Annotated in this window: 12 protein-coding genes; 6 read left to right on the top strand and 6 right to left on the bottom strand. The window is 61.4% G+C overall.

The genetic code is table 11. From position 1 onward, the window contains the following. The first annotated feature begins 96 nt into the window (after nucleotides 1–96). Nucleotides 97–1,551, top strand: a complete 1,455-nt coding sequence (locus tag FEE99_RS12140) for a TrkH family potassium uptake protein (protein ID WP_024012066.1) — start codon at nucleotides 97–99, stop codon at nucleotides 1,549–1,551. On the opposite strand, the gene FEE99_RS12135 is transcribed toward FEE99_RS12140, so the two are convergent. Then, nucleotides 1,508–2,569 carry an AraC family transcriptional regulator gene (locus FEE99_RS12135; RefSeq protein ID WP_208601940.1) on the bottom strand — a complete coding sequence of 354 codons (1,062 nt, stop codon included), beginning with the start codon at nucleotides 2,567–2,569 and terminating at the stop codon, nucleotides 1,508–1,510. The genes FEE99_RS12140 and FEE99_RS12135 overlap by 44 nt on opposite strands. A 165-nt stretch (nucleotides 2,570–2,734) precedes the next feature. Between FEE99_RS12135 and FEE99_RS12130 the strand changes: the two genes are divergently transcribed. Together FEE99_RS12130 and FEE99_RS12125 are read left to right on the top strand one after the other, a co-directional pair. Further along, a complete protein-coding gene (locus FEE99_RS12130) occupies nucleotides 2,735–3,046 on the top strand; it encodes a DUF962 domain-containing protein (protein ID WP_041478979.1) in 312 nt (103 codons plus the stop codon). Nucleotides 3,047–3,060: 14 nt separating this feature from the next. Further along, nucleotides 3,061–3,651, top strand: a complete 591-nt coding sequence (locus FEE99_RS12125; protein ID WP_041478978.1) for an HD domain-containing protein — start codon at nucleotides 3,061–3,063, stop codon at nucleotides 3,649–3,651. 110 nt (nucleotides 3,652–3,761) lie between these two features. Here FEE99_RS12125 and FEE99_RS12120 read toward each other — a convergent pair whose 3' ends face one another. Next, entirely contained in the window at nucleotides 3,762–4,577 is an 816-nt protein-coding gene (locus FEE99_RS12120) for a UDP-2,3-diacylglucosamine diphosphatase (RefSeq protein WP_016771137.1), read from the bottom strand. Nucleotides 4,578–4,712: 135 nt separating this feature from the next. On the opposite strand from FEE99_RS12120, the gene FEE99_RS12115 reads away from it, so the two are divergent. Together FEE99_RS12115 and FEE99_RS12110 are read left to right on the top strand one after the other, a co-directional pair. Next, on the top strand, nucleotides 4,713–5,477 hold the full coding sequence (locus FEE99_RS12115) for an AraC family transcriptional regulator (protein WP_024012062.1): 765 nt from the start codon (nucleotides 4,713–4,715) through the stop codon (nucleotides 5,475–5,477). A gap of 72 nt (nucleotides 5,478–5,549) precedes the next feature. Continuing rightward, nucleotides 5,550–6,443: a DMT family transporter gene (locus FEE99_RS12110; RefSeq protein WP_041478977.1), complete on the top strand. Its 894-nt coding sequence runs from the start codon at nucleotides 5,550–5,552 to the stop codon at nucleotides 6,441–6,443. Here the strand turns inward: FEE99_RS12110 and FEE99_RS12105 are convergent. After that, nucleotides 6,437–6,724, bottom strand: coding sequence for a SelT/SelW/SelH family protein (locus FEE99_RS12105; protein WP_016771139.1), 288 nt, complete (start codon nucleotides 6,722–6,724; stop codon nucleotides 6,437–6,439). The genes FEE99_RS12110 and FEE99_RS12105 overlap by 7 nt on opposite strands. A 71-nt stretch (nucleotides 6,725–6,795) precedes the next feature. On the opposite strand from FEE99_RS12105, the gene FEE99_RS12100 reads away from it, so the two are divergent. Next, complete coding sequence (locus FEE99_RS12100) at nucleotides 6,796–8,985, top strand: patatin-like phospholipase family protein (RefSeq protein WP_041478976.1); 2,190 nt, start codon at nucleotides 6,796–6,798, stop codon at nucleotides 8,983–8,985. A gap of 105 nt (nucleotides 8,986–9,090) precedes the next feature. Here the strand turns inward: FEE99_RS12100 and FEE99_RS12095 are convergent, their stop codons facing one another. The 3 genes from FEE99_RS12095 to recQ all read right to left on the bottom strand — a co-directional run bounded on the left by FEE99_RS12095 (nucleotide 9,091) and on the right by recQ (nucleotide 13,717). Continuing rightward, nucleotides 9,091–10,893 carry a FimV/HubP family polar landmark protein gene (locus FEE99_RS12095; protein WP_064361258.1) on the bottom strand — a complete coding sequence of 601 codons (1,803 nt, stop codon included), beginning with the start codon at nucleotides 10,891–10,893 and terminating at the stop codon, nucleotides 9,091–9,093. A gap of 127 nt (nucleotides 10,894–11,020) precedes the next feature. Then, on the bottom strand, nucleotides 11,021–11,455 hold the full coding sequence (locus FEE99_RS12090) for a MarR family transcriptional regulator (RefSeq protein WP_016771142.1): 435 nt from the start codon (nucleotides 11,453–11,455) through the stop codon (nucleotides 11,021–11,023). A 132-nt stretch (nucleotides 11,456–11,587) separates the two neighbouring features. After that, on the bottom strand, nucleotides 11,588–13,717 hold the full coding sequence (gene recQ, locus FEE99_RS12085; protein WP_041478975.1) for a DNA helicase RecQ: 2,130 nt from the start codon (nucleotides 13,715–13,717) through the stop codon (nucleotides 11,588–11,590). Between the last annotated feature and the right edge of the window lie 343 nt (nucleotides 13,718–14,060).

Genomic DNA, 14,060 nt, shown 5'->3' with positions numbered 1-14,060 from the left:
AGCTATTCTAGCTGCAACTGCGCAGCGCCTGCCGGTTTACATGCCTTGCCCCGCAGGTAGAATGGCGCCCTTGTTCAATCAGCCCGAGCGGATTTCATGGCGTTGCCGACCTTACGGATCATTGGTTTTATCATCGGCATCTTCCTGATCACGCTGGCTGTGGCCATGGTCGTGCCGATGGCCACGCTGGTGATTTTCGAGCGCACCAGCGATCTGCCGTCGTTCCTCTGGGCGAGCATGATCACCTTTGTCGCCGGCCTCGCCCTGGTGATACCCGGCAGACCCGAACACATTCACCTGCGCCCGCGCGACATGTATCTGCTGACGGTCAGCAGCTGGCTGGTGGTGTGCATTTTCGCTGCGCTGCCGTTTCTACTGACCCAGCACATCAGTTACACCGACTCGTTTTTCGAAAGCATGTCCGGCATCACCGCCACCGGTTCCACCGTGCTCAACGGCCTGGACAACATGTCACCGGGGATTCTGATGTGGCGGTCGCTGCTGCACTGGATCGGCGGCATCGGCTTTATCGGCATGGCGGTGGCGATTCTGCCGCTGCTGCGCATCGGTGGCATGCGCCTGTTCCAGACCGAATCCTCGGACCGCTCGGAAAAGGTCATGCCGCGCTCGCACATGGTGGCGCGGCTGATCGTTGCGGCCTACGTCGGCATCACCATTCTCGGCAGTCTGGCGTTCTGGTGGGCCGGGATGAGCCCGTTCGATGCGATCAACCACGCGATGTCGGCGATTTCCACCGGTGGTTTCTCGACTTCCGACCAGTCGCTGGCGAAGTGGACGCAACCGGCAGTTCATTGGGTGGCGATTGTCATCATGATCCTCGGCAGCCTGCCGTTCACCCTGTACGTGGCGACGCTACGCGGCAACCGCCGGGCGTTGATCCGCGATCAACAGGTGCAGGGTTTGCTGGCGATGTTGCTGGTGACCTGGCTGGTGCTCGGCACCTGGTATTGGTGGACCACCAAGCTGCATTGGCTGGAAGCGCTGCGGCATGTGGCGCTGAACGTGACCTCGGTAGTCACCACCACCGGTTTTGCCCTCGGTGATTACAGCCTGTGGGGCAACTTCTCGCTGATGCTGTTTTTCTATCTGGGCTTTGTCGGCGGCTGCTCAGGTTCGACGGCGGGCGGGATCAAGATTTTCCGTTTTCAGGTCGCCTACATCCTGCTCAAGGCCAACCTCAATCAGCTGATCCACCCGCGCGCGGTGATCAAGCAGAAGTACAACGGTCACCGCCTCGACGAAGAGATCGTCCGTTCGATCCTGACTTTCTCGTTCTTCTTCGCCATCACCATCTGCGTGATCGCGCTGCTGCTGTCGCTGCTCGGGGTCGACTGGATGACCGCGCTGACCGGCGCCGCCAGCACCGTGTCCGGCGTCGGCCCGGGCTTGGGCGAAACCATCGGCCCGGCCGGCAACTTCGCGACGCTGCCGGATGCGGCGAAGTGGATTCTGTCGTTCGGCATGCTGCTCGGCCGACTGGAGATCATTACGGTGTTTGTGCTGTGTATTCCGGCGTTCTGGCGTCACTGACTGCGTCCGGCACCTGCGTCAGGCGCAAGCGGTATTCGCCGGGTGTGGTGTCGAACCAGCGGCGAAACGCGCGGAAGAAGTTGCTCGGGTCGGCAAAGCCCAGCAGGTAGGCGATTTCCAGCAAGGTCATGCTCGGTTGCGCCAGATATTGTTCGGCCAGTTCACGGCGGGTGTCGTCGAGCAATTGCTGGAAACTGGTGCCCTCCTCCTGCAAGCGCCGCTGCAAGGTGCGTTGCGACAGGTGCAGCGTCTGCGCCACGGTGTCGCGCTTGGGTTCGCCCTGGGGCAACAAACGGCACAGCACCTGGCGTGCCCGGTGCGTCACGCGGCTCTCGGAGAACCGCGCCAGATATTCCCCGGCAAAGCGATCATGCAACAGCGCCATGGCTTCATTGGCGGTCGGCAGCGGCGCCTCCATATCGGCCCGTTCGAAGATCAACGCGTCGTATGGCGCGTTGAACACCAGCGGTGCGTGAAAGGCTTCTTTATAAGGTTGCAGATTTGTCGGCTGATCGCCCTGGACCAACACTTTGACCGGGTGCAGCGGACGCCCCGTCAGCCAGCCGCACAGCGCCAACGCGCAGGCCAGTGACGCTTCGGCACTCTGCCGGGTCGGCGGCAGATGATCGCCGTGCACGGTGAGAATCAGCGCGTAACCTTCGTCGAGCAGGCGAAAGCTCAGGTCAGCGCTTTCGGCAATGATGCGTTGATAGCGCACCAGACGCTGGAAGCCTTCAGCCAGGGTATTGCTCGACATCAGCGCATAGCCGGCGACATGAAACGAGGCCGGGCGCACCACTTTGCCCATGTTCAGGCCGATCGCCGGGTTGCCGGAAACCTCGACCGCGCGCTGCCAGAGCCGGGTCATGGAGTCTTGCGGGAAGCGTGCATCCGGATCTTCAAGGGCGCTGAAATCCAGCCCCAGCTGCCTGAACAGTACCCGGCAATCCAGGCCGTCCATCTCCAGTGCTTTGACAATCCCCATCGCCCAGCTTGCAGAAGTCGTTCGTTCGCTCATGGTTGTTATTCTTTTACATGACGGGCTGCAGATAACCGCCCTATTTGCGAAGGATACTAAAGTGGCGCCGATTGTCACTGGCCCACGCCAATGATCACTCTAGACTCAAATAAGCTCCCCGCCGAACAACTTGTCACCAGAACAATCACCACAGAGAGCGCGGTCGTGGAAAACATCAAGCAGTTCAACAGCTTCGCCGAGTTCTACCCGTATTACCTCGCCGAACACAGCAACAGCACCTGCCGTCGTCTGCATTTCATCGGCACTTCTCTGGTCATCTTCATTCTCGCCCTGAGCATCGCCAAGAGCGCCTGGTTGTTGTTGCTGGCATTGCCTGTGGCCGGTTACAGCTTTGCCTGGATCGGCCATTTCTTTTTCGAGAAAAACCGCCCGGCGACGTTCCAGCATCCGCTGTACAGCCTGCTCGGCGATTTCGTCATGTACCGCGACATGATTCTCGGTCGCGTGGCGTTCTGAATGAGGGTCTGCCGATGAGTGCCCATGCTCGCTTCACCCATATGAAGGACGGCACCGAGGAAGACTGGGCGATTATCGCCGCTGATTTCAGTGCCTATGCCAGACAGCTGCCATCGCGGATTCTCGCGCATTTGAAGCTGCTTGAGGGCGACTTCGGTGGTTTCCCGGTGGATCGCCTGACCCACTCGTTGCAAACCGCGACCCGCGCCTTTCGCGACGGGCGTGACGAGGAATACGTGGTCTGCGCACTGTTGCACGATATTGGCGACACCCTCGGTTCCTACAACCATCCGGACATCGCCGCAGCGATTCTCAAGCCGTTCGTGAGTGCGGAGAACCTGTGGATGGTGGAGAAGCATGGCATCTTTCAGGGCTATTACTTCTTTCATCACCTGGGCATGGATCGGCACTTGCGCGAGCAGTTCAAGGACCATCCGCAGTTCCACGCCACGGCCGAATTCTGCGCCAAATACGACGCGGCGGCGTTTGACCCGGCGTATGACACGCTGCCGCTGAGTTTCTTCGAGCCGATGATGGAACGGCTGTTTGCGCAGCCGAAGAACTCGATCTACAAAGCCGCGATGCAAGAACACAGCCCGGCCTGAGACCACATGTGGGAGCGAGCCTGCTCGCGAAAGCGCTGTATCAGGCACATAAGCTTTGTCTGACACTACGCCTTCGCGAGCAGGCTCGCTCCCACAGGGTGATCTTTCGTTCAGGCGATCTCGGCAACTTTGGCAGCTTTCAACTCCGCCTCCCGCGCCTGCGCATCCGCCAGCCGATACAACTCGATCGTGCCGTCCCAATGCTCGATCAGCGCCGTGCACGACTCGACCCAATCGCCGCAGTTGAGATAGTCCACCCCGCCGACCTTGCGAATCTCGGCATGGTGGATATGCCCGCAAACCACGCCATGCAGTTCGCGCTTCACACATTCGTGGGCGATGGCTTCTTCAAAGTCGCTGATGAAACTGACGGCGGTCTTGACCTTGTGTTTCAGATACGCCGACAGCGACCAGTAACCGTAGCCATAACGGGCACGCCAGTGATTGAGCCAGCGGTTGAGGGTCAGGGTGAATTCGTAGGCCGAGTCGCCGAGAAACGCCAGCCAGCGGTGATAGCGGGTGATCACATCAAACTGATCGCCGTGAATCACCAGCAAATGCCGACCGTCCGCCGTAACGTGCACCGCTTCGTCGACCAACTGGATATTGCCCAGAATCAGTTTCGAATAGCGCCGCAGGAATTCGTCGTGGTTGCCGGTGACGTAAATCACCTCAGTGCCGCGCTTGCTCATGGTCAGCAGGCGGCGGATGACGTTGGTGTGCGCTTGCGGCCAGTACATGCCGCTGCGCAGTTTCCAGCCATCGATGATGTCGCCGACCAGATAGACCTTGTCGGCGTGGTAGCCCTTGAGAAATTGCGACAAGTGCTCAGCCTGGCAATCCCGGGTGCCCAGGTGCACATCGGAGATCCACAGGGTTCGCACCCGTTGTTTGCGACTGGGTCGGGCGAGCTCGGCGCTGGTCATGGGCAACCCTCTGCGATGTTTTCGCCAGCTTGCGCGCGCCGGGTTAATCGACCGTGACAGGCGTGAGTCAGTCGTGTGACAGCGCATCCGGCGTACGGCGGTGTAGACTGACGGCCACTTCGGAGACAACCTGCCATGCGACCGATCCTCACCCTGCGTCAGTACACCCACGATTTGATTGTGCATAGCCACGAGCACGCGCAATTGGTGTTCGGGCTGTCCGGTGCGCTGGATTTCGAGGTCGAGGGCTGTGGCAGCCAAGTGCGTCAGCAGAGTGTTGTGGTGGTTCCGTCCGGCGCTCATCATGCCTGCGACAGTCCCCAAGGCAGCAGCTGCCTGGTGCTCGACATCCCTGAAGGGCAATGGGTGCAGGACTCGCTGGGCGCGCATGCCGAGGCCAGTCGGCGCTTGCTCGATCATCCGGGGCGGCTGTCGCTGGACTCGGGGCAGAGTCAATTGGTCAGCTGGCTGGCGAACAGTCCGGTCAGCGATCCGTTGATCGCGCAGCAAGGCGCAGTGTTGCTGCTGGCCAGTCTCAATCACGCGCAACCTGCCGAACTCCGCGCGCGTCGCTTGCCCTACGCCGCGCTGGATGCGCACATCGAGCAATACGCCGGCTATCCGCTGCAAGTGGCCGACCTGGCGCGCGTGGCCGGGTTGTCCAGTGCGCGCCTGCACGCTCGGTTCATGGCCGAATGCGGACAGACGCCGATGGATTACATCCGCAGTCGACGCCTGCATCTCGCGGTGCAACTGCTGCGCGACACTGCATTGCCGATTGGTGAAGTAGCCAGTCGCGTCGGTTACAGCTCGCAGAGTGCGTTCTCGGCCGCAGTCCTGCGAGAGTTCGGCTCCTCGCCCGGACATCTTCGGCGCGATTCCTGCGACAAAAGACGATAGCCTGCCGACAGACTTGCAGGCCGAGACGCGGTTCAATGGCCCCATGAAGTTGAACCTGAAAAAAGGAATGCAATGACTCCGCGTACCGCCCTCGGCGCCCTGCATATCGGCGCTTTGATGTTTGGCCTGACTGGTGTGTTCGGCAAACTCGCTGCCGCATCCCCTGCTGTGATCGTATTTGGACGTGCGGCTTTCGCCGTGCTCGCCCTGGCATTTTTCGCCCGTTTCTTCAGCCAGCATGGTTGGCAGAAACTTCAGGCCGTGGACTGGCGGCGCCTCGCCCTCAGCGGCGTGTTGCTGGCCGGGCACTGGGTGAGTTTTTTCGTATCGGTGAAGATCGCAGGGGTAGCCATCGCCACGTTGGGTTTTGCCAGTTTCCCGGCGTTCACGGTGATTCTCGAAGGACTGATCTTCCGCGAACGCATCCGTGCCAATGAAATCGTCCTGGTGGTATTGGTCAGCATCGGTCTGGTGCTGGTGACGCCCGCATTCGATCTGGGCAGTGGCGCGACCGTCGGCTTGCTATGGGCAGTGTTGTCCGGCCTGCTGTTTTCCCTGCTGTCGCTGACCAACCGCGCCAGTTCCGGGCGCATCCCGGCGGTGCAGGCAGCGTTGTGCCAGAACGTCGTCGTGGCGTTGTGTCTGTTGCCGGTCGCGGCGCCGCAGTTGAGTCAGGTCCGAGCGCTGGACTGGTTGTGGATCGCGCTGCTCGGAGTGTTCTGCACGGGCGTGGCGCACAGCCTGTTCGTCGCCAGTCTGGCGGTGATCAAGGCACGCACGGCGGCAGTGGTGTTCGCCATGGAGCCGGTCTACGGCATCACCCTCGCCTGGCTGCTGTTCAGTGAAACCCCGACCCTGCGGATGCTCATCGGTGGCGCGTTGATCATCGTCGCGATTGTGGTGTCGGCGCGGATGTCAGGCGGCAGCGACAAGACAACCGTCGCCGCCGAGGCCGCCTCTCACTGAGTGCGGTCGTTGTGGCCGAGGTCGCGGTCAGGATCGATCTGATCGCGCACTCGCTGCTTCAATACCTTGGCCTCGGGAAAACCACCGTCGGCCTTACGCTCCCAGATCTGCACACCCGCACAAGTGATGTGAAACACCCCACCGGTGCCCGGCACCAACGACACTTTGCCCAGGTCGTCAGCGAAGGTGCTGAGCAGTTCCTGAGCCAGCCACGCCGCGCGCAGCAGCCACTGGCATTGGGTGCAATAAGTGATGACAACTTCGGCTTTGGCGACGGTCATGATCGCTGAAACTCCTGAGACAGAGGGCGCCGCTATAATAGCCGGCTTTACCGCTTGCCCCGAGACTCACAATGCGCCGTTTGCTGTTTTGCCTGCTGCTTGGTTTCCTTCCCCTGCTGGTTCACGCCAGTGAAGCGCCACGACCGAAAGTCGGCCTGGTGCTGTCCGGCGGTGCTGCGCGCGGGCTGGCGCACATCGGCGTGCTCAAGGCGCTGGAAGAACAAGGCATCAGGATCGACGCCATTGCTGGCACCAGCATGGGCGCGGTAGTCGGCGGCCTGTACGCCTCGGGCTACAAGATCGACGAACTGGAAAAACTCGCCCTGAGCATCGACTGGCAAGCGGCGCTGTCCGACGCGCCGCCGCGTGAGGACGTGCCATTTCGACGCAAGCAGGACGACCGCGATTTTCTGGTGAAGCAGAAACTCAGCTTCCGCGACGACGGCAGTCTCGGCCTGCCATTGGGGGTGATTCAGGGCCAGAACCTCGCGCTGCTGCTGGAAAGCCTGTTGGCGCACACCAGCGACACCCGCGACTTCGACAAACTGCCGATCCCGTTTCGCGCCGTAACCACCGACATCGCCAATGGCGAAAAAGTGGTGTTTCGCAAAGGCCACCTGCCGCAAGTGATCCGCGCGAGCATGTCGATCCCGGCGGTGTTCGCCCCGGTTGAGCTCGATGGGCGCCTGCTGGTGGACGGTGGCATGACCGACAACATCCCGCTGGATGTCGCGCGGGAAATGGGCGTCGACATCGCCATCGTCGTCGACATCGGCACGCCGCTGCGCAATCGCAAGCAACTGACCACGGTGGTCGATGTGCTCAATCAGTCGATCACCTTGATGACCCGGCGCAACTCCGAAGAACAACTGGCGACTCTGCATGCCAATGACGTGTTGATCCAGCCTGCGCTGGCCGCATTCGGCGTGACCGATTTCGGCAAGGCTCAGGAGATGATCGATGCTGGTTACCGCGCCACGCGGATCCTCGATGCGCGGCTGGCGCAGCTGAAGCCGACTGAAACCCAGGACGCGGAATTGAACGCCGCCCGTCAGCCGGGCCAGCGCACGCCGATCATCACCGCGATCCGCGTCGAAAATGACTCGAAGGTCGACGATGACGTGATTCGCTATTACATCCGCCAACCGATCGGCGCGCCGCTGGACCTGGGCCGCCTGCATTCGGACATGGGCACGCTGTACGGCCTCGATTACTTCGATCAAGTGCGTTACCGCGTGGTGCACAAAGGCCAGGATCACACCTTGGTCATCAGTGCCAGCGGCAAGCGCAGCGGCACCGATTACTTGCGGGTCGGCCTGAATCTGTCGGACGACATGCGCGGCGACAGTGCTTTCAACCTCGGCGCCAGTTACCGCGTAAACGGCATCAACCGCCTCGGTGCGGAATGGCTGACCCGGGCGCAGATCGGCGACAAACAGGAGCTGTACAGCGAGTTCTATCAGCCGCTGGACGTCGGCTCTCGCTACTTCGTCGCGCCCTACGGGTCGTTCGAGGCACAGAACGTTGACTCGGTGCTGGATAACGATCCGATCGCGCAGTATCGGGTCGAGCGTTACGGCTTCGGCCTCAACCTCGGCCGGCAGATCGGCAACAACGGTGAAGTGCGACTCGGCGTCGGCCAGGCCTGGGGCAAGGCTGACGTACGCATCGGCGATCAGGATCTGCCGAGTGAAAGCTTCAACGAAGGCTTCTATACCGTGAAGTATTCCTACGACTCGCTGGACAACGTCTACTTTCCGCACGAGGGCAAGGACGTCAGCCTGACGTTTGCCCAGTTCGAACCGGGCCTGGGTTCAGACAATCGCTATCGCCAGTGGGAATTGAATTTCGACAAGGCCATGAGCCACGGGCCGGATACGCTGATTCTCGGCGGACGGTACGGCCGGACGCTGGACGATGCCAATGTGGTCACCTCAAGCTTCCTGCTCGGCGGCGCGCGGCAGTTATCGGGGTTCCGTGAGGACGCGCTGTCCGGGCAGAACGTCAGCCTGATGCGCGCCGTGTACTACCGCCGCCTGACGCCGCGCTCTTATCTGCCGCTGGACTTCCCGCTGTACGCCGGCGCCTCGCTGGAACGCGGTCGGGCGTGGAACAACGACAATGAATTCGACAGCGGCTACATCAATGCCGCGAGTGTGTTTATCGGCTTCGACACGCCGCTGGGGCCGTTGAACTTCACGTATGGGTTGAATGATGCGGATGAGCAGGCGGTTTATCTGAATCTGGGGCAGACGTTCTGACGCCTTCGCGAGCAGGCTCGCTCCCACAATGGAATGCGCTCTATCCTGTGGGAGCGAGCCTGCTCGCGAAGGCGGTCTCGGGTGAACCCAAAAATCCGTTGGCGCTCAGCGAATCCCCGCCAACAACGTCCTTGCGGTTTGCTTCAACGGCTCATCCCCTTCCCTGAGCAATTCATTGAGCAGCGCGATCGCGCTGTCGATGTCGCCATCGTCGATGCAGGTTTGTGCCTGTTCGAGCTTGCCGGCGGACTCGATGTCGGTGGACTCGGGTGGTTGCAGATCCAAAGGTTCCAGCACCAGCGACGGCTCGGGATCGCCGAACTCATTGAGAAAGTCATCGTCGAGGGGTTGGGCGTCGGGTTCGGGGATCCATTCGAGTTCGGCTTCTTCGGCAGATGCAGCCTGTGGCAGTTCGAAATCGACAGGTAACACCGACAGGCTGGTGCCCAGCTCCGGATCATCGATCGGCGGTGCGGCGGCATCGGTGCGGCTGTCGTTCAAATCCCAATTTGAATCCATCGACAGTTCGCCCAGATTCAATTCGAAATCATCCTCCGCAGGGCTGAGCGTCGATGCGAGCGGCGCAGCTGCGGTCGCTGCCGTGGCCACGGGCAGCTCAGGCGCGATTGGCGTTGCTGCAAATGCCGCCGGTGCGGCGCCTGCCAGTTTGGGATGGCGAGCGCGGGTTTCAATCAGTTCGCGCTCATCGACGCCAAGCGCACGCAGGCGGTTTTCCTGCTGTTCGTAAGCGGCGCTGTCACCCTGGCGCCCAAGAACCTCCAGCAACTGCAAACCGAGATCGGTGCGTTCAGGTTCCTTGTGCAAGGCATCGCGCAGCAGCCCGGCCGCTTCGCTGAGTCGGCCGTAGGCCAGATAGATGCCCACAGCCTCCAGCACGTCGCCAGCACCGGGTTCGTCGCGATGATCGGTGGCCGCGTGCGCACCGACAGATTGTTGAAGCTCGGGCTCGTCGACTTCTTCTTCGGCGCTCACGGGCAATAGCGGCAGCGGCGTGCCGTCTGCTGTCGAACGTTGCTGACGGCGACGTATGAGCAACGCAGCCAGCACGCCCAGCAGCAATAGAAGTCCGCCGAGCAGCGGCCAGTTCACGCCATCGTCTGCCGCCTCGACCGGGGCTGAAACAGCGGCCGGAACCGGAGCGACCACGGGCGGTGGCGGTGCTTTCTGCACTTCGGCCAGACGGGTTTGCAACTCTTCGATCTGCTTCCTGCCGTCGGCTATCTGCACTTGCTGCTCTTGCAGCCTCAGGTTCTGTTCGTCGAGAGTCTTTTGCAGTTGCTGGGTGAGCAGCACGCTGGCGGCCAGTTGCTCGGCCTGCGCATCGTTGGCAGGCTGCGCCGGCGTTGGCGGCACAGGCGCCGCAGGGCGCTTGCCTTGGGCCGCCTGGGGCGGCGCGGTAGCCGGTTCGACAGCTGGAAATTCGGAGGATTGCGGGCGCGGATCCGGCTCGTCAGTAGCGGGCACGATGCCCGGCGAACCCGGTGGGTCGATCAACACCGTGTACTCGCGCAGCAGACGGCCGTTGGGTTGATCCAGCTGCACGAGGAAATTCAGGAAAGGTTCGTTGACCGGTTTGCCGGACGTCACCCGGATCATCTGGCGGCTGCCGCGCAGGATCGGAGTGAACTTGAGATCGTTGAGAAAGAACACCCGCTCGACGCCGGCCCGGCCGAATTCATCCGCCGAAGCCAGGCTGGCCGAGAGATCGTTTTGCGTCAACGTACCGACATCAACCAGCGCGATGTCGGCCTTGAACGGCTGATTGAGGGCTGAGTGAACAGTGATTTCGCCCAACCCCAACGCCATCGACCAGGTCGAATAGCTGAAAACGCCAGCGAGCAGCAGCCATTTGGCGCCCCCGCGCAGCACGTGCCGACTTGCGAGCATGAGCATCCCTTAAATAAGCAAAACCGGTTTCTATGCGTTCGCACATCCGGTACGAACACGATATTGCCCAGTAGTTCTTATAGTCCGCTCAGCGCGATCTCTCAAAAAATCACTGCCGGGATGTGCCTCAAGATTTTTCCAGGTTGGCCAGAATGTGCCCGTGCACGCGCATGCACACCTTCAGATCTGCCTCGTCGACACCTTCAAACAGTTCGTGGCGCAGTTGCGTGGCAATGGTTTCGATTTGTTCGATCAGGGGCAAGGCAGGTGCGCAGAGCACGATTTTTTTCGCCCGGCGGTCTTCCATCACGGACTGGCGTTGCACCAGTCCCTGGTTCTCCAGACTGTCGAGCAAGCGCGCCAGGGTCGGGCCTTCGACGCCGACACTCTGCGCCAGTTCGCGTTGGGTCGGTGCCTCTTCAAAACGCGCCAGATGCAGCAGCACCAGCCAGCGCGCCTGCGACAGGCCCAGCCCGGCGAGGCGACGATCCAGTTCGGCACGCCAGCCACGGGACATCTGGGCCAGTTGCATACCAAAGCGATGTTGATCGGTTAACGGCATAAAACACTCACGGTTAGACTGAAAATACGGAAAATCTAATTATTAGTCAGCTAAGCATGGGCGGCAGTTATAGGCAAGAGTGGCTCTGTACTGAATCGTTACAACTGCACAGGGCTTGGCGCATACGTCGTTTCACATCTCGAATTCAGACTGCAACGCCGCCCGCACACAATAAAGCACGCCCTCAGGAACACGTCCGGCGAACAACTCGGCGACTTCGGCGACGGACGGCAACTCGCCCTCGCCATCGAGAAACGCGTCCTGCACTTCACCCATCAGCTCTTCTGGCAAATCCAGCGCCTGCTCCAGCGACAACTGCTGCTTGCCGATGGCTTCGGCGAGCATGGCGTAGACGTTCTTCTCCGAGCACTGCAACTGCCCGGCGATCTGCAGCGGGGTCATGCCGGCGCGGGCCAGGGTGATCAGCTCGTGACGGACATCGGCGACCACCTTCGGCGCCTCCGCCTCGCCGCCGAGCACTTCGAGGAAGGCTTCGCCATAGCGCTCCAGCTTGCGTGCGCCGACGCCGCTGACCCGGGCCATTTCCGCCAGCGAGGTCGGCTGGCTGCGGAGCATTTCCAACAACGTCGAGTCGGGGAAGATGACGTACGGCGGCACGCCGTGTTCTTCGGCCAATTTGCGCCGCAGTGCGCGCAAGGCTTCCCACTGTTCGCGTTCCTCGCCGCGCACCAGTTGGCTGGCCTGGCTCTTGCTGCCCGCTTTCGCGGTGACTTGCGGTTTCAGGTCGCGGCGCAGTTCCAGCTTCACTTCGCCTTTGAGCAGCGGCCGGCAACTGTCATTAAGACGCAGACCGCCATAGCCCTCGTGATCGACATCGGCCAACCCACGCGCCACCAACTGGCGGAACAGCGAGCGCCACTCGCTCTCGCTTAATGCCTTGCCAACACCGAACACCGACAAATGCTGATGGCCGAAGCTGCGCACCTTTTCGTTGTCCTTGCCCAGCAACACGTCGACCAGATGACCGACGCCATAGCGCTGGCCGGTGCGGAAAATCGCCGACAAGGCCTGACGAGCAGGTTCGGTGGCGTCCCAGGTCTGCACGCCGTCGACACAGTTGTCGCAGTGCCCGCACGGTTCTGGCATGTCTTCATCGAAATAGGCCAGCAACGCCTGCCGGCGGCAGCGGGTTTCTTCGCACAGCGACAGCATGACGTCGAGCTTGTGCTGCTCCAGACGCTTGTGCCGCTCGTCGCCTTCGGAGTTCTGCAGCATCTGCTTGAGCATCACCACGTCTTGCAGACCGTAGGCCATCCACGCATCCGCTGGCAGCCCGTCACGGCCGCCGCGTCCGGTTTCCTGGTAATACGCCTCAAGGGATTTCGGCAGATCGAGGTGCGCGACAAAGCGTACGTTGGGCTTGTCGATGCCCATGCCGAACGCCACGGTCGCGACCATGATCAGGCCTTCCTCGTTGAGGAAGCGCTTCTGGTGATAAGCGCGCAGATCGTTGGGCAGACCGGCGTGATACGGGAGCGCCGGGAAGCCCTGCTCGCTGAGGAACGCCGCAACTTCTTCGACCTTCTTGCGCGACAGGCAGTAAACGATGCCGGCATCGCTGCGCCGTTCGGCGAGGAACGCCAGCAACTGTTTGCGCGGCTGCTCCTTGGGCACGATGCGATAGAAGATGTTCGGGCGGTCGAAACTCGACAGAAAGCGCTCGGCGTTCTGCAGGTGCAGGCGATCGACAATTTCTTCGCGGGTGCGCTTGTCGGCGGTCGCGGTGAGGGCAATGCGCGGAACGTGGGGGAACAGTTCTGCCAACTGGCCCAGTTGCAGGTATTCGCGGCGGAAGTCGTGGCCCCATTGCGAAACGCAATGCGCTTCGTCGATGGCGAACAGGGCGATTTCCAGGCTTTGCAGGAACGCCAGCATGCGAGGCTGCACCAGACGCTCGGGCGCGAGATAGAGCATTTTCACTTCGCCGCGCTTGATCCGCAGGGCGAGATCACGCTGCTGCTCGGCACTCAGCGTGGAGTTCAGCGCAGCGGCGGCGACGCCCAGTTCTTCAAGGGTGGCGACCTGATCGTCCATCAGCGCGATCAACGGCGAAACGACCACCGCCAGGCCCTCGCGCAACAGTGCCGGCACCTGGAAGCACAACGACTTGCCGCCACCGGTAGGCATCAGCACCAGCGCATCACCGCCGCTGGCCACGCGCTCAATGATCGCACCCTGACGGCCACGGAAACTGTCGTAGCCGAAGATGTCCTTGAGGACGCGTTGAGCCTGTTCGAGCATAAAAACTCCAAAAATCTACCGATACATCCCTGCTCAGGCTGGTTCAGAGCAGCTTCGGCTGCTTAAACAAAACGTAAGAACACATTGCATGACCAGCGCAGCGCCAGCAGGGATCGCAAAACGCGGCAGTATACCCGAGGCCTTCGCCGCACAGGGTGCCGCTGAGAAGACACCTGATAAACCTGCCACACACAAAACCCTGTGGGAGCGAGCCTGCTCGCGAAAGCGACCTGTCAGTCGATGCAAAAGTGCCTGATACACCGCCTTCGCGAGCAGGCTCGCTCCCACAGGGTTATTCATCTTTCCAGTGAGGCCGGTAATTCGGGCAAATCTGCCAAGCGGC

The organism is Pseudomonas sp. ef1 (genome assembly GCF_007293365.2).
GTDB lineage: Bacteria > Pseudomonadota > Gammaproteobacteria > Pseudomonadales > Pseudomonadaceae > Aquipseudomonas > Aquipseudomonas siliginis.
This window is presented reverse-complemented; position numbering and strand designations above follow the sequence as displayed.